Origin of the sequence: Streptomyces sp. Y2F8-2, assembly GCF_014905555.1 — a bacterium.
Taxonomy (GTDB): Bacteria; Actinomycetota; Actinomycetes; order Streptomycetales; family Streptomycetaceae; genus Streptomyces; species Streptomyces cynarae.
Window position 1 is genome coordinate 250,737 of record NZ_BNGS01000012.1, and the last position, 21,894, is coordinate 272,630.

Annotated in this window: 17 protein-coding genes and 1 pseudogene; 10 read left to right on the forward strand and 8 right to left on the reverse strand. The window is 71.9% G+C overall.

The genetic code is table 11. The annotated features are described in order from the left end of the window. Positions 1 to 130: 130 nt before the first annotated feature. Entirely contained in the window at positions 131 to 1,105 is a 975-nt protein-coding gene (locus SY2F82_RS33530; protein WP_200422837.1) for a cyclase family protein, read from the reverse strand. After that, positions 1,084 to 2,064 carry a fumarylacetoacetate hydrolase family protein gene (locus SY2F82_RS33535; RefSeq protein ID WP_200422838.1) on the reverse strand — a complete coding sequence of 327 codons (981 nt, stop codon included), beginning with the start codon at positions 2,062 to 2,064 and terminating at the stop codon, positions 1,084 to 1,086. The genes SY2F82_RS33530 and SY2F82_RS33535 overlap by 22 nt, the downstream gene beginning before the upstream one ends. A 121-nt stretch (positions 2,065 to 2,185) precedes the next feature. Here SY2F82_RS33535 and SY2F82_RS33540 point away from each other — a divergent pair, with 121 nt between their 5' ends. Further along, positions 2,186 to 3,124 (forward strand): LysR family transcriptional regulator, encoded by a 939-nt coding sequence (locus tag SY2F82_RS33540; protein ID WP_200422839.1) that lies wholly within the window; start codon positions 2,186 to 2,188, stop codon positions 3,122 to 3,124. 398 nt (positions 3,125 to 3,522) lie between these two features. Here the strand turns inward: SY2F82_RS33540 and SY2F82_RS33545 are convergent, their stop codons facing one another. Further along, positions 3,523 to 4,797, reverse strand: coding sequence for an MFS transporter (locus SY2F82_RS33545; protein WP_200422840.1), 1,275 nt, complete (start codon positions 4,795 to 4,797; stop codon positions 3,523 to 3,525). Positions 4,798 to 5,295: 498 nt separating this feature from the next. Here SY2F82_RS33545 and SY2F82_RS33550 point away from each other — a divergent pair, with 498 nt between their 5' ends. The 7 genes from SY2F82_RS33550 to SY2F82_RS33580 all read left to right on the forward strand — a co-directional run bounded on the left by SY2F82_RS33550 (position 5,296) and on the right by SY2F82_RS33580 (position 13,505). Next, positions 5,296 to 6,027, forward strand: a complete 732-nt coding sequence (locus SY2F82_RS33550; protein WP_200422841.1) for an SOS response-associated peptidase — start codon at positions 5,296 to 5,298, stop codon at positions 6,025 to 6,027. Between the two features lie 87 nt (positions 6,028 to 6,114). Next, the gene (locus SY2F82_RS33555; RefSeq protein ID WP_200422842.1) at positions 6,115 to 7,203 is read left to right on the forward strand and encodes a substrate-binding domain-containing protein; all 1,089 of its coding nucleotides are present in this window, start codon (positions 6,115 to 6,117) and stop codon (positions 7,201 to 7,203) included. 120 nt (positions 7,204 to 7,323) lie between these two features. After that, the gene (locus SY2F82_RS33560; protein WP_200422843.1) at positions 7,324 to 8,655 is read left to right on the forward strand and encodes an ABC transporter substrate-binding protein; all 1,332 of its coding nucleotides are present in this window, start codon (positions 7,324 to 7,326) and stop codon (positions 8,653 to 8,655) included. Between the two features lie 26 nt (positions 8,656 to 8,681). Continuing rightward, positions 8,682 to 9,659, forward strand: coding sequence for a carbohydrate ABC transporter permease (locus SY2F82_RS33565; RefSeq protein WP_200422844.1), 978 nt, complete (start codon positions 8,682 to 8,684; stop codon positions 9,657 to 9,659). Further along, a complete protein-coding gene (locus SY2F82_RS33570; RefSeq protein WP_200422845.1) occupies positions 9,656 to 10,519 on the forward strand; it encodes a carbohydrate ABC transporter permease in 864 nt (287 codons plus the stop codon). The genes SY2F82_RS33565 and SY2F82_RS33570 overlap by 4 nt, the downstream gene beginning before the upstream one ends. Before the next feature lie 56 nt (positions 10,520 to 10,575). Beyond that, complete coding sequence (locus tag SY2F82_RS33575; protein ID WP_200422846.1) at positions 10,576 to 11,607, forward strand: hydroxyacid dehydrogenase; 1,032 nt, start codon at positions 10,576 to 10,578, stop codon at positions 11,605 to 11,607. Next, on the forward strand, positions 11,604 to 13,505 hold the full coding sequence (locus SY2F82_RS33580; protein ID WP_200422847.1) for a DUF2264 domain-containing protein: 1,902 nt from the start codon (positions 11,604 to 11,606) through the stop codon (positions 13,503 to 13,505). The genes SY2F82_RS33575 and SY2F82_RS33580 overlap by 4 nt, the downstream gene beginning before the upstream one ends. Positions 13,506 to 13,522: 17 nt before the next feature. Here the strand turns inward: SY2F82_RS33580 and SY2F82_RS33585 are convergent, their stop codons facing one another. The 3 genes from SY2F82_RS33585 to SY2F82_RS33595 all read right to left on the reverse strand — a co-directional run bounded on the left by SY2F82_RS33585 (position 13,523) and on the right by SY2F82_RS33595 (position 18,389). After that, positions 13,523 to 14,371: a chitosanase gene (locus SY2F82_RS33585; protein WP_200422848.1), complete on the reverse strand. Its 849-nt coding sequence runs from the start codon at positions 14,369 to 14,371 to the stop codon at positions 13,523 to 13,525. Positions 14,372 to 14,566: 195 nt separating this feature from the next. Further along, positions 14,567 to 17,359, reverse strand: coding sequence for a SpoIIE family protein phosphatase/ATP-binding protein (locus tag SY2F82_RS33590; RefSeq protein WP_200422849.1), 2,793 nt, complete (start codon positions 17,357 to 17,359; stop codon positions 14,567 to 14,569). 529 nt (positions 17,360 to 17,888) lie between these two features. Continuing rightward, positions 17,889 to 18,389, reverse strand: coding sequence for a helix-turn-helix domain-containing protein (locus SY2F82_RS33595; RefSeq protein WP_236041940.1), 501 nt, complete (start codon positions 18,387 to 18,389; stop codon positions 17,889 to 17,891). 365 nt (positions 18,390 to 18,754) lie between these two features. Between SY2F82_RS33595 and SY2F82_RS33600 the strand changes: the two genes are divergently transcribed. After that, a complete protein-coding gene (locus SY2F82_RS33600) occupies positions 18,755 to 19,312 on the forward strand; it encodes a DUF3291 domain-containing protein (RefSeq protein WP_200422851.1) in 558 nt (185 codons plus the stop codon). A gap of 11 nt (positions 19,313 to 19,323) precedes the next feature. Here SY2F82_RS33600 and SY2F82_RS33605 read toward each other — a convergent pair. Beyond that, a pseudogene (locus SY2F82_RS33605) lies at positions 19,324 to 19,496 on the reverse strand (IS5/IS1182 family transposase); the annotation flags it as partial. A gap of 134 nt (positions 19,497 to 19,630) precedes the next feature. Then, the gene (locus tag SY2F82_RS33610; RefSeq protein WP_200422852.1) at positions 19,631 to 20,374 is read right to left on the reverse strand and encodes an SDR family oxidoreductase; all 744 of its coding nucleotides are present in this window, start codon (positions 20,372 to 20,374) and stop codon (positions 19,631 to 19,633) included. A gap of 104 nt (positions 20,375 to 20,478) precedes the next feature. Between SY2F82_RS33610 and SY2F82_RS33615 the strand changes: the two genes are divergently transcribed. Continuing rightward, positions 20,479 to 21,327: a LysR family transcriptional regulator gene (locus tag SY2F82_RS33615; protein WP_200422853.1), complete on the forward strand. Its 849-nt coding sequence runs from the start codon at positions 20,479 to 20,481 to the stop codon at positions 21,325 to 21,327. Positions 21,328 to 21,894: the final 567 nt, after the last annotated feature.

A 21,894-nucleotide genomic window follows, 5' to 3' on the forward strand; every position in this document is an offset into this window, starting at 1 on the left:
TGAGGTGCGGCTCGCCCGCCACGAGTGCGGGCCGGACGGGCTGATGGGTCACCCGCAGCGGGTGGTGCGGTGGTGGGAGCCCGGTGCGCCCCCGCTGACCGGGACGTGGCGTACCCGGGCGGCTCGCCGGCTACTTGACGGCTATCGGGTTGACGGGGGAGCCGACGGCTCCGGTGATGGGCAGGGGCGCGGCGGTGAGCCAGAACTCGTACACGCCGTCCGCCGCGCAGTCCTCGGCGAGCGCGTCGAGATCCCACATCTCCCCGATGAGCAGGCCCATGTTGGGGATGGCGACCTGGTGCAGCGGCTGGAAGGCGTTCTCGAACTCGTTGGGCCGTACCTCGAATCCCCACGTGTCGGTGGCGATCGCGGCGATCTCGGTGCCGTGCAGCCAGCCGGCGGTGGTGAACGACAGACCGGGCGCGGGCCCACCGGCGTAGTCGCCCCAGCCGTCGCGCCTGGCGCGGGCGAGGTGACCGGTGCGGACGAGGACGATGTCGCCGCGGCCCACGGTCACTCCCTGCGCCTCGGCGGTCGTGGTCAGATGCTCCTCGGTGATGGCGAACCCGTCGGGCAACTCGCCTTCCTCGCCGACGACTCGGCCCACGTCCAGCAGCACCCCGCGTCCCGCGACATACGGCGCCATGTGCTCGATGCCCGTGACGAGGTCGCCGTCGGAGGTGACCACCTTGTCGGCCCGGCGCCCGTTCCATGCGAAGCCGTGGTCGAAGATGTGCCCGAGCCCGTCCCACTGGGTGGAGCACTGCAACGGCATCGCGATCACGTCGTCCGCGCCGCCGAAGCCGTGCGGGAAGCCCTGGTTGCCGAGGGAGGCGTCGGTGCCCGTGTCGAGCATGGTGTGCACCGGGTTGGTCCGGCGCCGCCAGCCCTTCTGCGGGCCGTTCATGTCGAACCGCTGCGAGAGGGAGAAGCTCACCCCGCGCCGGACCAGAGCGGAGCCCTCGCGTCGGTTGTCCTCGGTGAGGAAGTTGAGGGTGCCCAGGACGTCGTCCTCGCCCCAGCGCCCCCAGTTCGAGTACGCCTTGGCGGCCTCGGCGATCGCGCCCTCCGGGTCGTGCCGGTTCACAGCGCCTCCCGCACGCATCGGGTGCGCTGCACGCCCAGCCCGGTGATGGAACCCTCCATGACGTCGCCGTCACGCAGCAGCCGGCCCCAGTGGAGGCCGTTGCCGGCCGGGCTGCCGGTCAACACCAGGTCACCGGGGAGGAGTCGGGATGTCCGGGAGATGTACGACACCAGGCGGGCGACCCCGAAGAGCATGTCCTTGGTGGACTCGTCCTGCATGGTCTCCCCGTTGAGTTTGAGGGTGACCCGCAGGTCGCCCGGGTCGGCGATCGACTCGGCCGGCACGATCCACGGTCCGAGCGGCGTGAAGCCGGGTGCGTTCTTGCTGCGCAGCCAGTCCGTGCCGATGGCCGGCATGTCGCGGCGGAAGACGGTGGCACGGTCGGTGAGGTCGTTGGCGACGGTGTACCCGGCGACGTATTCCATCGCCTCCTCGACGGAGACGCGGTAGGCGGGCTTGGCGATGACGGCCGCCAACTCCAGCTCCCAGTCCGGCTTTTCGGCCCACGCGGGCAGGACCACGTCGTCGTACGGACCCGTGAGGGCGCTCGGCAGGCCGATGAACACGTACGGCAGGTCCTCGGCGGCCCGCCGGTCCATGATGGCGGCGATCTCCGCGCGTGCCTCCTCGACCGTGCGGGGGTCGTCAGGGGCTCGGTGGGCGACCTCCAGGTCGATCACGTGCTGCCGGTAGTTGGCGCCGGACTGGAAGATCTGCCGCGGCTCGACCGGGGCGTGCACCCGCAGGCCCTCCAGTGGCCGCCAGCCGAGGGCGTCGTCGTCCACGAGGGACTGCAGGACGGGGAGGGTCTCCTCCCACCGCTCCAGTACGGCACGCACACCGGACGGCGTCCAGTCCAGGGTCCTGCTCAGGTCCAGCACCCGCTCCTTAGCCAGCAGTCCGGGAAACGGCCCGCCGTCCGGGGCGGAGAACGTGCCGAGCGCGAACGGACCGACAGGTTGCCCGAGTGTTGCCATGAGATGTCCTCCCACTGGGTTGCGGTCTACTCTGACCCCGATCGGCCAATCACGGAAATCAATCCTGTAAATGCGTCGGATCCACGTCATGGATGGCTTTCTCGTTGCTAGGCGGTGCCCGGTGAACCTGTCCCGACTCGACCTGAACCTGGTGGTCGCCCTGCGCGCGCTGCTGGAGGAACGCAACGTGACCCGGGCCGGCGAGCGCATCGGACTGAGCCAGCCCGCGATGAGCGCCGCACTGGCCCGGCTGCGCCGACATTTCGACGACGAATTGCTCGCGCGCACCGGCAACGCCTATGAACTGACCCCGCTCGGTGTCGCCCTGCGTGACCGCAGCGCCACCGCGTGCGACTTGCTGGAACGCGTCTTCTCCAGCCAGGCCGACTTCGACCCGGCCGCCGAGACCCGCGAGTTCACCCTGCTCGCCTCCGACTACGGGGCGGCCGTGTTCGGCGCCGAGCTCGCCCGCAACGTGCACCAGGAGGCGCCCGGGATCCGGCTCACCTTCCAGCACCCGGCGCCGTCCGTCGTCGAGAACACGGCCACCGTGCTGAGCACCGTCGACGGACTGCTGATGCCGCACGGCGTGATCGACGGCTTCCCCACCGTCGACCTCTTCCAGGACCGATGGCTGTGCCTGGTGGCGGACGACCATCCCGAGGTCGGCGACGAGCTCACGCTGGACGAGCTGGCCGGGCTGCCCTGGGCCGTCTACCAGCGCCCCTTCGACGCCCCGGCCGCCCGGCAGCTCAGCATGATCGGTATCAGCCCCCGGGTGGAGGTCTCCGTGCAGACGTTCCAGATGCTGCCCCACATGGTGGAGGGCACCCGCCGGGTGGCGATGATCCAGGAGCGCCTGGCGCGCAGAGCGGTCCGCTCCGCCGCCGTCCGCGTCCTGCCCTGCCCCTTCGAGGCGGTGCCGGTACAGGAGGCGCTGTGGTGGCACCCGGTGCACGCTCAGGACGCGGCCCACATCTGGCTGCGGCACAAGGCCGCGGAGGTGGGCGCCACACTGGCGGGCCCCGATGCGAAGCAGCCGGATGCGGATCGGCTCTGACACCGGCGCGGCGGCGGCCCGTGAGGGAGGGGGACCCGCCCCTTCGGGCAGCGGTGGCCGGCCCGTGCCCGCCTCGCCGTCGTGCCGGCGGAGGGCGAGGCGGGCGGACTGCGGTCGGGCGCGGTCGCGACACGGACTCGGCGCCGGAGGCGTCCGATCTGACGGGAGCGCCGCCCCGCCGAGGCCTCGCACCGGGAGCGCCACCGCGGTCTCCGCTCATGAGCGCCGCCGAGGCCTCGCACCGGGGCGCCGCCGAGGCCTCGCACCGGGGCGCCGCCGCGGACGTACTGCACCGGCCGCCGCCCGCCGAGCGGGAACGCTGCCATCACGAGCGGAGGCGGGTGGAGACGCGGCCCGTCGTGTCGGCTTCCGTGTGGTCGGCCCAATGGGCGTCCCGCTCAGGCCAGTTGTTCGGGCAGCGGCCGGGTGTCCGTCGCGGCGGCGCGGCGACGGACACCCGTCATTCCCGCCGCGACGACCGCGGCGGCCAGCCCGAGGACGCCCACCGCACCGGCGAGACCGCCGACGGCCGACCCCACGGCGAGCAGGACCAGCGGGCAGACGCACTCGCCGGCGAAGAAGGCCGCCATCCACAACCCCGTGCCCCGGCCGCGGTCCTCGAACGCCAGCCGTGACATGGCGCTGGTGAGGAGGGCGGGCAGCAGCATGCCGGTGCCCAGGCAGTTGACCACCGCACCCACGACCAGCAGCGGGACGCCTCCGGCGAGGAACATCACCCCGAACCCGGCCGCGCAGATCGCGAGGACGGCGGGCAGCATGGGGTCCGGGGAGCGCTTCAGCCGGGCGAAGGTGACCGCTCCGCCGACGGTGGCGGCGCTCGCGATCGCGGTGGCCAGGCCGATCACGGCGGAGTTCGTCACCCCCAGGTCGTCGAGCAGGTACGCCATCTCCACGGGGACGGTGTAGAAGACCATCGCCCCGAAGAAGGTGAGGGCACAGATGCCCGCCCACTGCCGCCAGGGGAACGGCCTCCGGGTGCCGACCGCCGCCGTCTCGGCTCGGGCCTCTTCGGCTGACGCACGGGCGGCCGGGTTGGGCAGGACGACAGCCATCAGCGGGGCGAGTAGCAGGCTCACGGCGTAGACCCAGAAGGGCCCGCGCCAGCCCGCCGACCCGGCGGCGCCGCCGATCACGAAGAAGACGGTGGCCGACGCGGAGGCGCACATGGTCTGCAGGGCCAGGTACTTCACCCGCCGCTGCCCGGTGTAGTAGTCGCCGATCAGCGTGGTGCAGCAGGTCATGATGGCGGCCTCGGCGACACCGACCAGGACTCGGCCGGCGATGATCGCGCCCAGCGAGTCCAGCCAGAGGGGCGCCGTACCGAACACGGCGTACAGGACGGTCGCCACGACCAGCAGGCGCTTGCGCCCCAGCCGGTCCACGATCACTCCGGCGAGCGGGGCCAGCAGCGCGAGCGCGAGCGCCGGAACGGTCAGCGCGAGGGGGACCAGCGCCTTGGCCCCCGGGGTCGACGCGAAGTGGTCCTGCATCTTCGGCAGTACCGGGGCGATCAGCACCGCCCCCAGGATCGGCAGACAGCTGCCCGCCATCAGCAGGGCCACGCGCAGCAGATGGGCCGGGCCCGCCACGGCGACGGGCGACGGAGCGGCGTCATCGACCGCGGCGGGAGGCAGGGGCACGGAACCGGGCATCGCGACTCCAGGGGATGGTGTACGGAGCGGGTCGTTCTCTACGGAGCAGGCATGCCTTGGACGAGCGCCGAGGGGCAGGGCATGCGGCGAGGCGAGGGCCGCACACCGGCGGCTGATCCGGACAAACGGCGTGCGGGTAGGGACGACTATGGGTTGTCCGAGGGCCCGCGGCCATCCTCCGCACGATCCGAATCCCGTATCCGCGTCATCCACGCGGTGGATGACCCTGGGTGGGTGCGGGAGGGCAGTGGGCCGGCCCGGGCCGCGAAGCCGACGCTGTTCCTGAGGGTGGAAGCGGCAACGGTCTGCCAGTCTTGGAGGTGTCCCGGCGGCTGGGGCGCAAGGGCATCAACGAGGCGGCGGACACCTACGGGGCGCCTCACCCGGGACCCCACTGACCGGGCGGGCATGGTGATGAATGTGCAGTGCGCTGACCGGGCACCGTGCCGGCCGATGCGGCATGATCCAGCGTTTTCGCAGGTCGGAGGGTGGTCTGGTATGTGCGGTCGATATGTCTCCACCCGTGGCCCCCAGGACCTCGTACGACTGTTCAGGGTCACCGACTGGGACGAGCGGGACGACCTGCCGCCGAGCTGGAACGTCGCTCCGACGGACGACGTGTGGGCGGTTCTCGAACGCGCGCCTCGCGGCTCGGGAGCCGTCCGGCGGCAGTTGCGCCCGCTGCGGTGGGGCCTGGTGCCGTCCTGGGCGAAGGACCCGAAGATCGGCGCCAGGATGATCAACGCGCGGATGGAGACCGTGCACGAGAAGCCCGCCTTCCGCCTGGCCTTCCTCAGGCGGCGCTGTCTGCTGCCCGCCGACGGTTTCTACGAGTGGCAGCAGGTCCCGGCCACCGGCAAGGGGAAGGCCCGCAAGCAGCCGTACTTCATCAGCCCGCAGGACGGCCAGGTCATGGCCCTGGCGGGGCTGTACGAGTTCTGGCGTGACCCGTCGGCGGCCGAGGACGACGATTCCGCCTGGTGGACGACCTGCACCATCCTCACCACGGAGGCCACCGACGCCGCGGGCCGCATCCACCCCCGGATGCCGCTGGCCGTCGACCCCGGCCACCAGGACGCCTGGCTCGACCCCACGCACCAGGACCCGGCCCGGCTGCGCGCCCTGCTGAACCCACCCGCCGACGGCCGTCTGGACGCCCGCCCTGTCTCCACGGCCGTCAACGACGTCCGGAACAACGGCCCTCAACTGCTGGAGCGAGCCGAGGCCTAGACTCCGACGGCTCGACGCCCGTCGGCGTATTCGCTCGTATGCTGGTCCCCGAATCGCTCAAACGAACATTCAAGGGCGGGAGGCCTCATGCGTGAGCCGGTCGATCTCAGGCGCCGGCGGATCCTGGCCGCGGTGCAGTCGCGCGGTGCGGCGCGGGTGCGGGACCTCGCCGCCGAGCTCCAGGTGTCCGTGGTGACGATCCGCCGGGACGTGGAGGAGCTGACCCGAGAGGGGAAGCTGCGGCGCGGTCACGGGGTGGTCCGCTCGACGCTTCCCGCTCAGGAGGTGCCGGGCACCCCCGTCGCGGACGGGGACACGGTCGCCGTGGTGGTGCCCGAGCGGCATTCGTACCTCTACGAGACCCTGCACGGCGCCCGCACCGCGCTGGAGGATGCCGGCCTGCGCATCGCCCTGCACATCGCGCCGCAGGTGCCCGGAGCGGAACGCCCGCAGGTGGAGCGGGCGCTGGCGGAGGGCGTACGCGGTGTTCTCCTCGCGCCGCGGTGGCGCACTCCGGCGGCCGAGGAGGCCGACCACGAGTGGCTCGCGGACCTCGGCGTACCGACGGTGCTGATGGAACGGCGGCCCCGCAAGGGCAGCGCCCTGCACGCGATGGACTCGGTGTGCTCCGACCACTGGTACGGCGCCCATCTCGCCGTGCAGCACCTGGTGGGTCTCGGGCACCGGCGGATCGTCTTCGCGACACGCGACGACAGCCCCACCGCGCGGAGCCTGCGGGCCGCCCTGGGCGAGGTCGCCGAGGCGCATCCGCTCGTCGAGGAGTGGGCCTGGGCGCTCAGTTCCCCCGCGGCCGGGGAGGGCGGGTCGACGGACCTGGCCGCTCTGCTGCGCAAGCTCGGGGCCACCGCGGCCGTGCTGCACGGCGACGTCGACGCCCTGATGCTGGTTCAGCAGCTCGCAGAGAAGGGTGTGCGGGTCCCCCAGGACTGCTCGGTCGTGGCGTACGACGACGTGGTGGCAGGACTCGGCACACCCCGGCTGACCGCCGTCTCGCCGCCCAAGGGCGAGGTGGGCCGCGTCGCCGCCGAACTGCTGCTGCGGCGGCTCGACGGCTCCGGCAACGGCGCGCTCGCCCTCGCATCGGTGCAGCGCATCGAGCTGCTGCCCACGCTGATCGTCCGCGACTCCACCGGCGAGCCCCCACGAGTGGGATGAGCGTTTGACCGTTTCATTTTCTTCTGATCGATCTCTTGACCGTTTCTTGTGCGGCCGTGAGGATTCCCGTGTCTCGAACAGGTCGTGTCCGTACGGACACCAGCAGCCGCGGGAGGCACCATGCCTGGTCGACAGAGCCGTCGATCCGTGCTCGCCGCGATGGCCGCGCTACCGCTGACAGGGGCCGTGAGCGCCTGCAGCGGCTCGGCGGGTTCCCCGTCGCGCGGCACCGGCAGGACCACGCGCATCACCTTCTGGTCCGCCCTGCGCGGCAGCAAGGAGGTGGTGGACGCGTTCAATCGCACGCATGACCGCATCCAGGTCGACTTCCAGCAGATCCCCTCCGGAGGGCAGGGCGGCTACGCCAAACTCAGCAACGCCGCCCGGGCCGGCAACGCGCCCGACGTCGCCACCATCGAGTACCCGCAGGTCCCCGGCTTCGCCATCGACGGCGTCGCCCGTGACATCACCGCGCTCGTCAGCGACACCCTGCGCGCCAAACTGCTGCCGCAGGCCCTCGGCCTGACCACCTTTCAAGGTCGGGTGTTCAGCGTCCCGCTCGACGTCGAGCCGATGGTCATGCACTACCGGGCGGACCTGTTCGAGCGGTACGGACTCCGAGTACCGCGTACCTGGGACGAGTTCGCGGCCCTGGCCCGCACCGTCAGGCGCAAAGCCCCGGAGCGGCGGCTGGTGCTGTTCCCCACCGACGGGGCCACGCAGTTCGCCGCGTACTCCTGGCAGGCGGGCGCCCACTGGTTCGACACCTCCCACGGCGCGTGGAACGTCTCCCTCGCCGACGGCCCCACCCGGCGCACCGCGGCGTACTGGCAGCGGTTGATCGACGACGACGTGGTGTTCATGAACGCCGTCGAAAGCCGGCAGTCCGACGCGCAGATCGGCAACGGGCTGGTCCTCACCCGGCTGAGCGGCGCCTGGGACGCAGGTGCCCAGATGAAGGCGCGGCCCGGGCAGAAGGGCCAGTGGCGGATCGCCCCGCTGCCCCAGTGGGACACGGGCCGGCCCTACGTCGGCACGCACGGCGGCTCCACCTTCGCCGTCACCAAGGACAGCAAGCACCCTGAGGCGGCCATGGAGTTCATCGAGTGGCAGGTGTCCCACCCGGACGCGCTGCGCGCCCGCCTCTCCAGCGGCACCAGCAGCCAGTACCCGGCGGCCTCCGCCCTCGTCGCCGTGGGACGCGCCGCCTTCGACCGGTCGTACTACGGCGGCCAGGACATCTACCGCCTGTTCGAGCAGGAGGCCCACAAGATCCGCGACGGCTGGGTCTGGGGACCCCGCATGACCGCCACCGGGAGAGTGATGCAGGACTCCTTCGCCCGCGTCGGCGCCGGCCAGGGCACCCTCATCGACGCCGTGCGCGCGGCTCAGGACGGCACCATGCCCGACCTGAAGGCCCTGGGCCTGTCCACCACCCAGCACAGCACCTGAGCCGCCCGAAAGGCAGGTGATGCCCCATGACCGCGACCACCCCGCACGCCCCGGCCACCACGCTCCGCACCGCCGCCCCGGCCGCCGCCGGCCGCACCCGCAGGGCCGCCAGGCGTCGTCGACTCGCCGCCTGCGCCGCCCTGATGGCGCCCTTCTTCGCCCTGCTCGTCACCGTCTTCCTGATCCCCGTCGGCACCGCCGTCTACCTCAGCTTCCACAGCGACGACCACCCCGGTCTCGGCTTCGGCCCCGGCCGCACGGTCTTCGTCGGGCTGCGCAGCTACGCGGCCGTCCTCACCGACCCCACCTTCCTGTCCGGGCTCGGCACGGTCGCCCTGTACTGCCTGGTCTACATCCCCGTCATGGTCGTCGGCGCGCTCGCGCTCGCCCTCCTGCTGGACTCAGGCGTGGTACGCCTGCGCGCCTGGGCCCAGCTCGGGCTCTTCCTGCCGCACGCCGTTCCCGGCATCATCGCGGCGCTGATCTGGCTCTACCTCTACACGCCGGGCATCAGCCCCGTCATCGCCCTGTTCGCCAAGGCCGACATCACCATCGACTTCCTCGGCCTGCACACCGTGCTGCCCTCCATGGTGAACATCGCCCTGTGGAGCAACCTCGGCTACAACATGGTCGTCTTCTACGCCGCCCTGCAGGCCGTGCCCCGCGAGGTGATCGAGGCGTCCGTCGTCGACGGCGCGGGACCGGTGCGCACGGCTCTGCAGGTCAAGACGCCGCTGGTGCGCGCCTCCATCGTGATGGTCGCCATGTTCACCCTCATCTGGGGACTGCAGCTGTTCACCGAGCCGATGCTGCTCAGCCAGTCCTCACCGATGATCAACTCTCGCTTCTCGCCGAGCATGTACATCTACGACGCGGCCTTCACCCGCAACAACTACAGCCTGGCGGCGGCCGCCTCGGTCGTCCTGCTGCTGTGCACCATCGCCCTGTCCTACGGCGTCACCCGCTTCACCAGCCGCTCCACGACCGCCGAGGAGGCCCGATGAGCGCCGCCGGCAGCACCCTCCCACGCCACCGGCTGCTCGGCCGGGCCACCGTCAACACCGTCGTCGCGCTGTCCGTGCTGTACACCCTGCTGCCGGTGCTGTGGCTGGTCCTCGCCGCGGGCAAGACCAGGGACGCGCTGTTCGGCAGCAATCTGCTGTCCCTGAAGGACTTCTCCTTCCTGACGAACCTGCACGACCTGTTCGCCATGGACGACGGCCAGTACGGCCGCTGGTACCTCAACAGCCTGCTCTACGCGGTCGTCGGCGCCGCACTCGGGGCCCTGATCAGCGTGGCGTGCGGATACGCCTTCGACAAGTACCGCTTCCGGCACAAGGAGAAGCTGTTCGGCCTGGTCCTCGCGGCGGTGATGGTCCCGCAGACCGTCCTCGCGCTGCCGCTGTACCTGATGGCCTCCGGCACCGGCCTGGTCAACACCTTCTGGGCCGTGTTCATCCCGGTCCTGTTCAACCCGTTCGGCGTCTACCTGGGCCGCATCTTCAGCCAGGGCCACGTGCCCGACGAGGTCCTGGAGGCCGCGCGCATGGACGGCGCCGGTGAGCTGACCACGTACGTCAGGGTGGCGCTGCGCATGCTCGGCCCCGGCCTGGTGACCGTGTTCCTCTTCCAGCTCACCGCCGTCTGGAACAACTTCTTCCTGCCCATGGTGATGCTGTCCGACCAAGACCTGTATCCGGTCAGCCTGGGCCTGTACACCTGGAACAGCTCGGCCTCCGTGTCACCCGAGTACTACCCCGTGGTGATCATGGGCTCGCTGCTCGCCGTCCTCCCGCTGATCCTCGCCTTCGCCCTGCTGCAGCGCTTCTGGCGCAGCGGACTGACCGCCGGCGCCGTCAAGTAGCCCTTCTCGCAGGAGTTCCCCGAACAGCCCCTCCCACCAGGAGTTCTCCGACCGACATGACCGTCTCGACGCCGGGCCCCGGCTTCCGCCCCCGTGCCGCCCTCGCCATGTCCCCCGAGGCCGCCGCGGCCGTCCTCGACCCCGAGTCGCTGGACGCGCTCGCCGCGCTCTGCGATCTCGCCCCGCCGCCCGTCCTGGACGACTTCACCACACCCCGGGCCCGGGCCGTCCTCGCCGACGTCGACCTGCTGGTCACCGGCTGGGGCTGCCCCCCGCTCGACGAGGACACGCTCGGGGCGGCGCCCCGGCTGCGCGCGGTCGTGCACACCGCGGGCAGCGTCCGCAGGCACATCACCGACGCCTGCTGGGAGCGCGGCATCGAGGTGTCCTCCGCGGCCTCCGCCAACGCAGTCCCCGTCGCCGAGTACACCCTCGCGATGATCCTCCTCACCGGCAAGCACGTCCTGGAACGCGCCCGCGCCTACCGCGCGACCCGCACCCGCGACGACTGGCTGCGCACCCCCCGCACCATCGGCAACCACCGCCGCACCATCGGCATCCTGTCCGCATCGCTCACCGGCCGCCGCGTCATCGAACTGCTCCACCCCCACGACTTGAACCTCCTCCTGCACGACCCGTACGTCACCGACGCCGACGCCGCCGAACTCGGCGTGGAACGCGTCGAGTTGGACGAGTTGTTCGCCCGCAGCGACACCGTCAGCGTGCACACCCCGCTGCTGCCCACCACCCGGGGACTGGTCAGCCGTGAACTGATCGAGGCCATGCGCCCCGGCGCCGTCCTGATCAACACCGCCCGTGGCGCGGTCGTCGACCAGGACGCGCTCACGGATGCCGCCGTGGCAGGCCGCATCCGGGCCGTCGTCGACGTCACCGACCCCGAAGTCCTGCCGCCCGGGCACCCGTTGTGGGACTGCGACAACGTTCTCCTCACCCCCCACCTGGCCGGCTCCCAGGGCAACGAGTGGCGCCGTCTCGCCGACCTGGCCCTCGCCGAGACCGCGCGTTGGGCCTCCGGCGCCGGCTTCCTGCATCCCGTACGACGCGAAAGGCTGGCCTTCCAGGCATGAGCACCCCCGGCACCCCCTTCGAACTCCCCCCTGAGAACCACGAGTCGAGCCCGTACACCGGATACACGCGGGCCCACTGGGAAGCCGTCGCCGACGGGCTGCTGGCGTCCGCGTGGCGCTGGAGCACTCCGGGCTGCGCCCTGCTGCACCTGCCCGGGCGTCCCTCACGCTCGGGAGTGCGCTCCGACGGACTGGAGGGCTACGCCCGCACGTTCCTCGCCGCCGCCTTCCGGGTGGCGGGCGCCGCCGGCGACGACCCGCACGGCTGGCTGGAGCGGTACGCGCGCGGCCTCGCCGCCGGCACCCGCACCCCCGGCCGCGACGACACCGAGTCCTGGCCGCTGATCCTCGACCACGACGTGCAGGGCCAGCCGATGGTGGAGTCCGCGTCGGTCGCGCTCGGGCTGCGGCTGACCGTGCCCTGGCTGTGGAAGAACCTCGACGCGGACGTCCAGGACCGGGCGGAGGAATGGCTGCGCGGGGCGCTGCGCCACACGCCCGCGCCCAACAACTGGTACCTCTTCCCGTACACCGTCGCCGGGTTCCTGGAGTCGGTCGGCCGCGGCGACGCGGAGACGGCCGCGGCACGGCAGCGGGCGCTTGACCTGCTGGAGGGGTGGTACCGGGGCGACGGCTGGTACGCGGACGGGGACGGCCGCGCCTTCGACCACTACAACGGCTGGGCCCTGCACCTGTACCCGGTGCTCGACGCCCACCTCGCCGGGGACGAGGAGTCGTCCGCGCGCTACGGGGCGCGGCTGCGGGAGCACCTGGACGGCTTCTCGCTGATGTTCGGCGCGGACGGTGCGCCGCTGCACTTCGGCCGGTCGCTCGCGTACCGGTTCGCCGCGTCGGCCGCCGTCGGCCTGGGCGCCCTCACCGGCCACACCCCGCTGACCCCGGGCACCTCCCGGCGCCTGGCGAGCGGCAGCCTGCGCTACTTCCTGGACCACGGCGCACTGAACGAGGACGGGCTGCTGAGCCTCGGCTGGCACGGCCCGCACGAGGCGACCCTGCAGACCTACTCGGGTCCGGCGTCCCCGTACTGGGCGTCCAAGGCGTTCGTGTCCCTGCTGGCACCCGCCGGTCACCCCCTGTGGACGGCGCGGGAGGAGCCCGCGCCGGCCGAGGAGGCCGACCGGGTGCTCGCCCTGCCGGCGCCGGGGCTGCTGGTCCAGGCCACCCGGGCCGACGGGATCGTACGGCTGCACAACCACGGCAGCGACCATGTGCGGCCGCACGAGGGCGAGTTCGCCGCCGAGGACGATCCGCACTACGGGCGCCAGGCGTACTCCACCCGTACCGGCCCCACCGCCCTCGGGAACATCCCGGACAACCACCTGTCCGTCGAGGTCGAGGGGCGGGGAACCGTACGGCGGCGCGTCCACCCCCTGGGGGCGGGCCACGGCGCCGGCTGGGGCTGGGCCGCCTCCTGGCACCGGCCCGTGTTCGCCGCCGGGCCGCCGATGGTGCCCGGCCTGAGGGTGGAGAGTGTCACGGTGGTCCGCGGACGGTACGATCTGCGCGTCCACCGTGTGATCGGCGCCCCGGACGGCGCCCGGGTCGCCCACACCGGCTGGGCCACCGGCCCGGAGGAGCCCGTCGTGTCGGCGCTGCACGGGCTGTACGGCTGGGACGAAGGCCCCGAGCCGGTGCCCGCGCCCGGCGGCACCGCCTACGCCCGCTGGGCCCGGGTCCCCCGGCTCACCGGCCGTGCAGGCGGCACCACCGTGCACGTGTGCCTGGCGAGTCTCACCGCGGAACCCGACCCGGCACCCCTGGCGGAGGCGGTCGCCGACGTCACGGTCGACGACGACGGTGTCGAGGTGACGTGGACCCACGACGGGGCGCGGTCCCGGGTCGGGTTCCGGCCGTTCGGCGTCTCGCTCCTTGGGTGAGTGACGGTGACGGGTCGTCAGCCGATGTGGTAGCTGTCGCCGTACACCTTCCAGTCCAGCGGCGGGTCGAGGTTCAGGTTGCCCTTGCGCAGGAACACCCGCTGCTCGGTGTCGACCCGGCTGGTGTCGCTGTGGGCCGCCTCCTGCTTCATGGCCCACACCCGTGCGTCCAGGAAGGCGTTGAGGTAGGCGACCTCGCCGCCGCCCTGCGCCGGCGGCTTCGCCGTGCGCAGGGCCCGCTTGCGGATGTTGCGGAAGCTCGTCGGGTCGTCCCCGTCGCCGTGCATCACGATGGCGTCGTAGTACGTGAACTGCCCCAGGACGCCCAGCCCGTCCGCCTTGCCCTGCTGGACGGCCGGGTTGAAGTACACCCGGTCTCGTTCGTCGTTCTGCGCCTGCTGGAACGCCGTGTCCTGCGCCGCCTTGCGCCAGTCCTTGGGGAAGTTCGGGTCCAGTCCGTCGTGGGAGTCGCTGCCGTTGACCCGGCGCAGTGCCGGCAGGTACTTGGCGAGGACGTTGCCGGGCTTGCGGTCGGTGTACAGCTGGACGAGGTCGAGCATGTCGCCGGTGCCGGAGCAGAATCCGATGATGCCGGCGGTGTAGCCGCGGCCGTCGCCGATGTCCTCGATGTACTTGTACTGGGCCTTCCAGTCGAGGGAGGAGTTCTCCGCGCTCGAGACCAGCTCCATGGCGATCTCCTTCTTCGCGGGGTCGTCGAGCCCGACGGCCCTCGCCGCCTCGGGGACCGCCGCGGCGCGCGGGGCGTCGAGGAGCGGGACGGCCGCCAGCGAGGCGCCCAGGAAGGCGAGGACGGCGCGACGCGAGGTGCCGGCGGGGGCTGCCGCGGCATGGTTCGGATGCACCACAGGGACTCCAAGTGAAGGTGGGGGGTGGGAACTTGGGCCGTGCACTGTTAGGAAGGTTTCCTATCGGTTTCCTATCAGAGGTGGCGCGCGCAGTCACCCTTGCGGCGGGCAAGTTCCTGGTAAAGAGCGGGAGTTGGGCGGGTCGTCCCCTGGCGGGTCGTCCCCTGGCGGGCCGTCCCCTGGCGGGCCGCCTCCTCAGGGCAGCGGCTGCTCGGCCCAGATGACCTTGCCCCGGGGCGTGTAGCGGGTGCCCCAGCGCTCGGTGAGCTGGGCGACGAGGAACAGGCCGCGCCCGCCCTCGTCGGTCATGGCCGCGTACCGCAGATGGGGTGAGGTGGTGCTGCCGTCGAAGACCTCGCAGATCAGGCTGCGGTCGTACAGCATGCGGACCCGCACGGGCGCGCTGCCGTACCGGATCGCGTTGGTGACCAGCTCGCTGAGGATGAGCTCCGTGGTGAACGTCAGCTCTTCCAGACCCCACCGCGCCAGCTGCCGGGTCACCGACGCGCGCACCTCGCCCACCGCCGCCGGGTCCGTCGGCACCGGCCACTCGGCCACCCGGTCGGCGGCCAGGGCCCGGGTGCGCGCGACGATCAGGGCGATGTCGTCGCTCGGCCGGTCCGGCAGCTCCGACTCCAGGACGGCCCGGCAGGTGTCCTCCGGGGACGGTCCGGCTCCGGCCAGCGCGGTGCGCAGCAGCTCCAGACCGTCGTCGATGTCCCGGCCCCGGTCCTCGACCAGTCCGTCGGTGTACAGCACCAGCCGACTGCCCTCCGCCAGCTCCAGGTCGGCCGTCTCGAACGGTAGCCCCCCGAGGCCGAGCGGGGGACCGGCCGGAACGTCGGGGAACTCCACGCTGCCGTCGGGCCGGACCACGGCCGGCGGCGGATGGCCGGCCCGGGCGACGGTGCAGCGCCGGGAGACCGGGTCGTAGATCGCGTACAGACAGGTCGCGCCCGTGACGGGGGCGCTGCCCGGATCGGCCGCCTCGTCCTGGTCGATGCGGCCGACCAGCTCGTCGAGCAACGCGAGGAGCTCGTCGGGCGACGGGTCGAGTGCGGAGAAGTTGTGCACCGCGGTGCGCAGCCGCCCCATCGTGGCCGCGGCGTGCAGCCCGTGGCCCACGACGTCGCCCACCACCAGCGCCACCCGGGCACCGGACAGCGGCAGTACGTCGAACCAGTCACCGCCCACTCCGGCCTGCGCCGGAAGGTACCGGTAGGCGATGTCCAGGGCGCCCTGCTCGGGCAGCCTCCGCGGCAGCAGACTGCGCTGCAGCGTCACCGCCATGCTGTGCTCGCGGGTGAAGCGGCGAGCGTTGTCGATGGAGACCGCGGCGCGCGCGACCAGCTCCTCGGCGAGGGCCAGGTCCTCCGCGTCGAAGGGCTCGGGCTTCTCGCAGCGCCAGAAGTTGACCAGGCCCAGGATCAGGGACCCCGCCCGCACCGGCACCGTGATCAGCGAGTGGATCCCGTACTCCACCACCTGAGCGGCCCGTTCCGCGTCCTGCGCCAGCCAGCCCGGAGCCTCGCCGAGACGGGGCTCGAGGACGGCCCGTGCGCCGCGCAGCCCCTCGGCCTGCGGAGAGGACTTCACCCACTGGATCCGCTCGCCCACCGCATACAGGGGAGTGTCCTTGCGGATACCGCTGAACGCCGCACGGCGCAGCTCGTTCCCCGCCTCGGGTTCCTCGCCGTCCAGCACCGCGTCGAACAGGTCCACACTGGCGAAGTCCGCGAACCGGGGGACGGCCAGCTCGGTCAGCTCCTCGGCGGTACGCGTCACATCCAGGCTCGTGCCGATGCTCAGACCGGCGTCGTAGAGCAGGCTGAGGCGTTCCCGCGCCACCTCGGCCCGGCCGGACAGGGCGCGCAGCTCCGTCGAGTCGCGGAGCGTGGCCACACTGCCGGGCGGGCCGCCGTCCACGTCGGTGGACCGCTGGTTGATGGCCAGCAGCCGGTCCCCGACCAGGTGCACCTCGTCGGTGGCGACCCGTCCGGACGCCAGGAGGGCGGCGGTCTCCGGGGGGAGGCCGAGCTCGGACACATGCCGCCGCTCGGCGTCCTTGGGCAGGCCGAGCAGGCGGTGCGCCTCGTCGTTGGCGAGCAGCAGGTCACCGTCCTCGCCGAGGATCAGCACCCCTTCCCGCACCGAGTGCAGCACCGCGTCGTGGTGCTCGTACATCCGCGTCATCTCGCGTGGCCCCAGGCCGTGGGTCTGGCGCAGCAGCCGCCTGCTGACCAGCGCCGTGCCCGCCGTGGCCAGGGCGAGGCCCACGGCCGCGGCGGCGAGGACCAGCGGCATCTGCCGGTTCGCCGCGCCGCCCACGTGTTCCGTCGTGACACCGGCCGCCACCAGTCCCACGACCTTGCCGTCGGGCGCCTTGACGGGCACCACCGCCTGCACCAGCCGCCCGATGGTCCCGTTGATCTCCTCGATCTGGGTGCCCCCTGCCAGCGCCGGCTGGATGTTCCCGACGAACTTCTTGCCGATACGGTCCGGTTTCGGGTGGGTGTAGCGGATTCCGTCGGTGTTCATGACGACGATGAAGTCGACCTTCGTGGCCTTGCGGGCGGCCTCGGCCCGCGGCTGCAGCACGGCCGTGGGGTCGGGGCCGCCCAGCGCCTGCACCGTGCCCGGCGCGTTGGCGAACGCCTCGGCCACGGCGAGGGAGCGGTTGCGGGCCTCCTGTGTGGTGTCGTGGCGCACCTGCAGCAGCAGCGCCGTCACCGCCGCGACGACCAGCAGCAGCACGATGACGACCTGCAGCACGAAGACCTGCCCGGCGACGCTGCGCCCGCCCAGCGCCGCGCGTAGTCCCGACCGGGACCGGCCCGCCGCCTCCTGCTCGCGGCGGGCGAGAGAACGGCGCGCCGCTCGCCCCGGTCCCTGCTCGGACGCCCCTGGAGCGCGGTCGTGCGCCGGTGCGCGCACACCGCCGGCACGGCGGGGCGAACGGGTACCGGGTCGACCCGGAAGCCGGACCATGTGCCGACTCTATCGGGCGGCAACTGTGTCCGGGAGGGCGTGTCCCTAAGGCAATGACGTCCTGATCGGAGACATCACGGCAGCCGTCTCACACCAGGTCTGTGAGATGTGTGTGAGACGACGGCCGTCGAAGGGGAGCTGTCGACAGGCGCAGCACGGCACCGCTGGTTGAGGTTTCCGGTCCTCTGCCAGCCGAGGCCGTCGTACGGCTGCACCTTCCCCGCGCGCCATCGATGACCGCGCGTTCGGCACCCGCGCGTGCATGCGGATCGCACGGGGTGTGAAGAAACCCGTCCGCCAGAGATTCCCGGTTCTCCGGCAGGGCGGGCGTTCAAGGGGCGCACGACGCTTTCGCATGCATCTATCTGCTGCGTACCCGTGATCGCGAAATTTCCCCAGCCGGGTAAAGACCTCCGACCATGATCGTCCAGCTTGGTCGGATGCCACTCGGCCCCATGCCCGACTCGGTACTGATCCGACGCCGGGTCATCGAGGACCGCATCCCGCACCGCCGGCGAGCACGTCAACCTCACACAGCGAGAAGCCCCGCCCATCCGTCACGGGAAGCAGACGCGCGGGCCGCATAGGGGGCGCTACCGGCGAGCGCGACCAGCAGCGTGCCGATGTGACCGAGCTTGGGCGCGTCGATCGCGTAGGCCTCAGCCGACGCAAACCGCGGCCCGGGGCAGCAGGTGGTCCAGCACCCAGGCGGCTTCAGCCGGAAGCCGGGGCCGGTGGTGAAGATCCAGGAAGCGGTGCTGCCAAGGCTTGAGCGCGTCCTGGGCCGGCCGGCGACGCACGTCTTCGCCGACATGAACAGCGGTGTGAACGAGGAGGAACAGCCGCGGGGTTGACGGTTTTTCAGCCGGGACAGGCCCGCCTGGGCGAACCGGCCACGCCAGCGGCGGACGGTGTCCACATGCAGGCCCGTCTCCCGGGCGATGCATGCGTGGGAGCGTCCATGCCCAGCGTGCAGCACCACCTGTGCACGCACCCGCAGCCGGTGCTCGGTCTTGTGGCCGTAGGCCATCTTCTTCAACCGCACGCGCTCGGCAGCACTCGGGGCTGTCGGACAGGGGCTGCGGACGGGCATGGCGGGCGGACCGATCGGCCGAGTGGATCACTGGTACCCGCAGCGTGCCCCGCCCGTCACCGCCCCAGCCCCCGCATGACCGGTGCAAGAGGCCACGTGGACAGGGAAAACGCAACTTCGACATGGCTCGCGGAGACAGCTACCTTCACCTGGTCCTCGGCGATCGCCCACGGTCGCACAGGAGTTCCTTCAGGCTGAGCCACTCGCGACGGGATGAGTTGGTCACGCCCCACGAATCCTCGCCTCCAGGCGTAAGCCACCGAACCGGGTCCACACCAGGCACCCCGACCAGGGAGAGACGCATGCCCCATCTTGCGCTGTACACATTCGGCGTCCTGAAGTCACCTCTCGCCGATCCCGCACCTCTCACGCGCGAGTTCTACGACAGCGGTGAGGCCGTCTATCGGAAGATCAGTCAGCACCCCGGGTACCTCGCGCGTGCTGAAGCGGCGGACGGTGACCGGGGCATGCTCTTCGGGGCGGACTGGGGTGCATGGGGAGAGTTCGCCGTACCGACCTGGTACGGCAAGGGCCGTACGGTGGAGACCACCGCCCTGGCCGCGACCCTCTCACTCTGGACCGACCTGCGCCCCGCCTTCGACGCCGTCTACACCGGTCTGCACCGTGAGGCGCTGAACAGGCGTTACGACTGGTTCGAGAGGACAGGACACCCGAGTTACGTGTTCTGGTGGGTCTCCGACGACGTGATACCCACCTGGCAGGACGGGGTTTCCAGGCTGGAGCACCTCCACGACCACGGCTCCGCGCCGCACGCCTTCACCTTCCACCACTCGTTCGCCCCGGACGGAACTCCGACCAGGATCAAAGGCATCGGGCCGAAGAGCGACCAGGTTCGCTGACAAGGAAGCCTGCCGTGGCCGTCGGTGATCAGGTGGTGCTTGGAGCCGGCCCGTCCCCGGTCAACTGGCGACGGGCCCGTCCGGAGCCCCCTTTTAACGCTCTGACGTGGCTGGAGTCCACGACCGCCCCCGACCAGTCGAGGCGGGCGGCGGCATTCAGCTCGGCCAGCAGCACCTCGTGCAGGTGTTCCTACTGGATGCCGGTATGCAGCACAAACAGGATCCCGCACAGCGCCTGCCGGTCCGGGACCGGCTTGCGGCCCGGGTACCTGAACGCGCATGCGCCATCTCCCCGGGGCGGCGCGAACCGGAAGCGCGTCACCAGGGCACCGCTCCCTCGTCGTCGAAGAAGCGGCCCGTCGGCCCGTCGGCCGATACGGTGGCCAGCCGGATCGCGGCGGCTGCGCCCTGCTGGGGGGTGCGCACTCCCCGGAAGCCGTTGAGGTCGGTCGCCGTGAAGCCGGGGCAGACGGCGTTGATCAGGATGTGGGTGCCGGCCAGTTCCTTGGCGTACTGCACGGTGACGGCGTTGAGGAACGTCTTCGACGGTGCGTAGGCGATGGAGATGGGGCCCGTCTCGGCGCCCGGCGTGGTCTGAAGCGTGAGGGAGCCGACGCTGCTGGAGACGTTCACAATCCGCGGCGACGGCGAGCGGCGCAGCAGAGGGAGCAGGGCGTTGGTGACGCGGATGACGCCGATCACGTTGGTCTCCACGGCCGCCCGTACCCGGTTCACGTCGACCGTGGTGGGCTCCTGCGGTCCGCCGCCGGTGATCCCCGCATTGTTGACGAGCGCGTCGAGCCGCCCGGCCCGCTCCTCCATCAGCCGAGCCGCCGCTGTCACGCTGGCGTCGTCGGTCACATCCAGCGGCACGCCGAACGCGTCGGCTCCGGCCGCGCGCAGCTTGTCCACAGCGGCCTCGCGCCGCTCCTCGTTCCGCGCGCCGATTCCGACGGACCAGCCGAGGGCGCCGAGCCCGGCGGCGATCTCGTACCCGATGCCCTTGTTGGCCCCGGTCACCAGCGCGACCTTGTGGTGGTTCACGGTGTTCGTCTCACTCATGACATCGATACTTCGCCCCCGCCGGGCAGGGCGTCCAAGACCGACTGGGTGGACGGCGATACCGCCCGGGTATCGCTCCTGGCCATCCCGGTTAGGCTGGCGGGGTGGAGACACGTGAGCTGCGGTACTTCGTCGCGGTCGCCGAAGAGCTGCACTTCGGCCGGGCCGCGCAGCGGCTCGGGATCGCCCAACCCCCGCTGTCGCGGGCGATCGGCGGGCTCGAACGGCGCCTGGGCACCCTCCTGCTGGAGCGCGGCAGCCGGGGTGTCGCCCTGACCGGGGCAGGGGCGGTGCTGCTGCGGGAGGCGCGGGCGGCGCTGGACGCCGTCGAGGCCGCCGAACGGCGCACCCGCCGGGCCGCCCTCGCGGCGACCGGCCGCCCCGCCGTGGTCCTGGCCGCGAAGGCGGGCGCCTCCGGTGAACTGCTGGCGAAACTCCTCGACGCCTACGCCGCAGAGCCCGGCGCCGTCGCCGTGGACGTCGTGCTGTGCGGACCGGGCGAGCAGGCACGGTTGCTGCACGACGGCCGGGCCGACGTAGCCCTGCTGCATCGGCCATTCGACGACACGGCCGGCTTCGACACCGAGGACCTGCACTCCGAGGGTCAGGTCGCGATCCTCCCGGCGGGCCACCCTCTCAGCGCCCGCCCCCACGTGCGGCTCGCCGAGGTCACCGACCTTCCCGACCTGCCCCTGCCCCGCTGGCCTCGCCCTGACGGCACCTTCCCGGACGGCCCCGGACCGCAGGTGCGCGACCACACGCAACTCACCCAGCTCATCGCCCTCGGCCGGGCCTGCGCGGTTGTGCCGGAGTCGGGCCGCACCGGCCTGCGCGAGGACCTCACCGCCGTACCGGTCCCCGACGCCCCCCACGTCACCACGGTCATCGCCTGGCCCCCACACAGCCGCTCAACGGCGGTCGCGGGGCTGGTCCGCGCCGCCACTGCCCTGTGACCGACGGCGGTGAACGCCGGGACACCATGCTGGATTTCGGGGACAGCGTCCGGTCTGCCATCAGCTCCCGACACATCGTGCGGTACGAGGTGACTGGCCGGCACCGGCGTTGCCGGAACCACAGCCAGGCTCCGACGCGAAGTGACAACAAGCCTGCCTTGGCGACACCTGTCGCGCCTCGGCTCACCACCAGGACCGATCACCGTACGACAACGGCAGCGAGACGGCGCCGCCCGGCTCGAGTTGAGGTCACTCGCCCGTCTCCTCGAGCGGCCGGCGGCGGCCTGCGTGCGGCACGAGGGAGCGCGCCTGAGCCGGCCCGGAGAACTGGGTGCCATGGTTGTGGTTTCAGCCACCGCGGAACGTGCCGAGCAGGTCGAGGAACTGGTGAGCGCGGCGTCCGTACAGAACCGCAAGGATGACAATGCCGACAGTTGGCGGACCCCGTCCAGGAGCTGGGTGGAGTCACGCTCGCTCATGCTGCGCCGGGCGCCCTTGCCCGTGGAGTGGGAGCGAAGGCACAGGCGGGTGGGCGGCCCGGGCCGCGTGGCGATCAGTCCGGCCACG

Coding starts and splice junctions, on each gene's coding strand:
- SY2F82_RS33530 (WP_200422837.1), bottom strand. CDS start 1,105: ATGCGTGCGGGAGGCGCTGTGAACCGGCACGACCCGGAGGGCGCGATC.
- SY2F82_RS33535 (WP_200422838.1), bottom strand. CDS start 2,064: ATGGCAACACTCGGGCAACCTGTCGGTCCGTTCGCGCTCGGCACGTTC.
- SY2F82_RS33545 (WP_200422840.1), bottom strand. CDS start 4,797: ATGCCCGGTTCCGTGCCCCTGCCTCCCGCCGCGGTCGATGACGCCGCT.
- SY2F82_RS33550 (WP_200422841.1), top strand. CDS start 5,296: ATGTGCGGTCGATATGTCTCCACCCGTGGCCCCCAGGACCTCGTACGA.
- SY2F82_RS33555 (WP_200422842.1), top strand. CDS start 6,115: ATGCGTGAGCCGGTCGATCTCAGGCGCCGGCGGATCCTGGCCGCGGTG.
- SY2F82_RS33560 (WP_200422843.1), top strand. CDS start 7,324: ATGCCTGGTCGACAGAGCCGTCGATCCGTGCTCGCCGCGATGGCCGCG.
- SY2F82_RS33565 (WP_200422844.1), top strand. CDS start 8,682: ATGACCGCGACCACCCCGCACGCCCCGGCCACCACGCTCCGCACCGCC.
- SY2F82_RS33570 (WP_200422845.1), top strand. CDS start 9,656: ATGAGCGCCGCCGGCAGCACCCTCCCACGCCACCGGCTGCTCGGCCGG.
- SY2F82_RS33575 (WP_200422846.1), top strand. CDS start 10,576: ATGACCGTCTCGACGCCGGGCCCCGGCTTCCGCCCCCGTGCCGCCCTC.
- SY2F82_RS33580 (WP_200422847.1), top strand. CDS start 11,604: ATGAGCACCCCCGGCACCCCCTTCGAACTCCCCCCTGAGAACCACGAG.
- SY2F82_RS33590 (WP_200422849.1), bottom strand. CDS start 17,359: ATGGTCCGGCTTCCGGGTCGACCCGGTACCCGTTCGCCCCGCCGTGCC.
- SY2F82_RS33595 (WP_236041940.1), bottom strand. CDS start 18,389: ATGGCCTACGGCCACAAGACCGAGCACCGGCTGCGGGTGCGTGCACAG.
- SY2F82_RS33600 (WP_200422851.1), top strand. CDS start 18,755: ATGCCCCATCTTGCGCTGTACACATTCGGCGTCCTGAAGTCACCTCTC.
- SY2F82_RS33610 (WP_200422852.1), bottom strand. CDS start 20,374: ATGAGTGAGACGAACACCGTGAACCACCACAAGGTCGCGCTGGTGACC.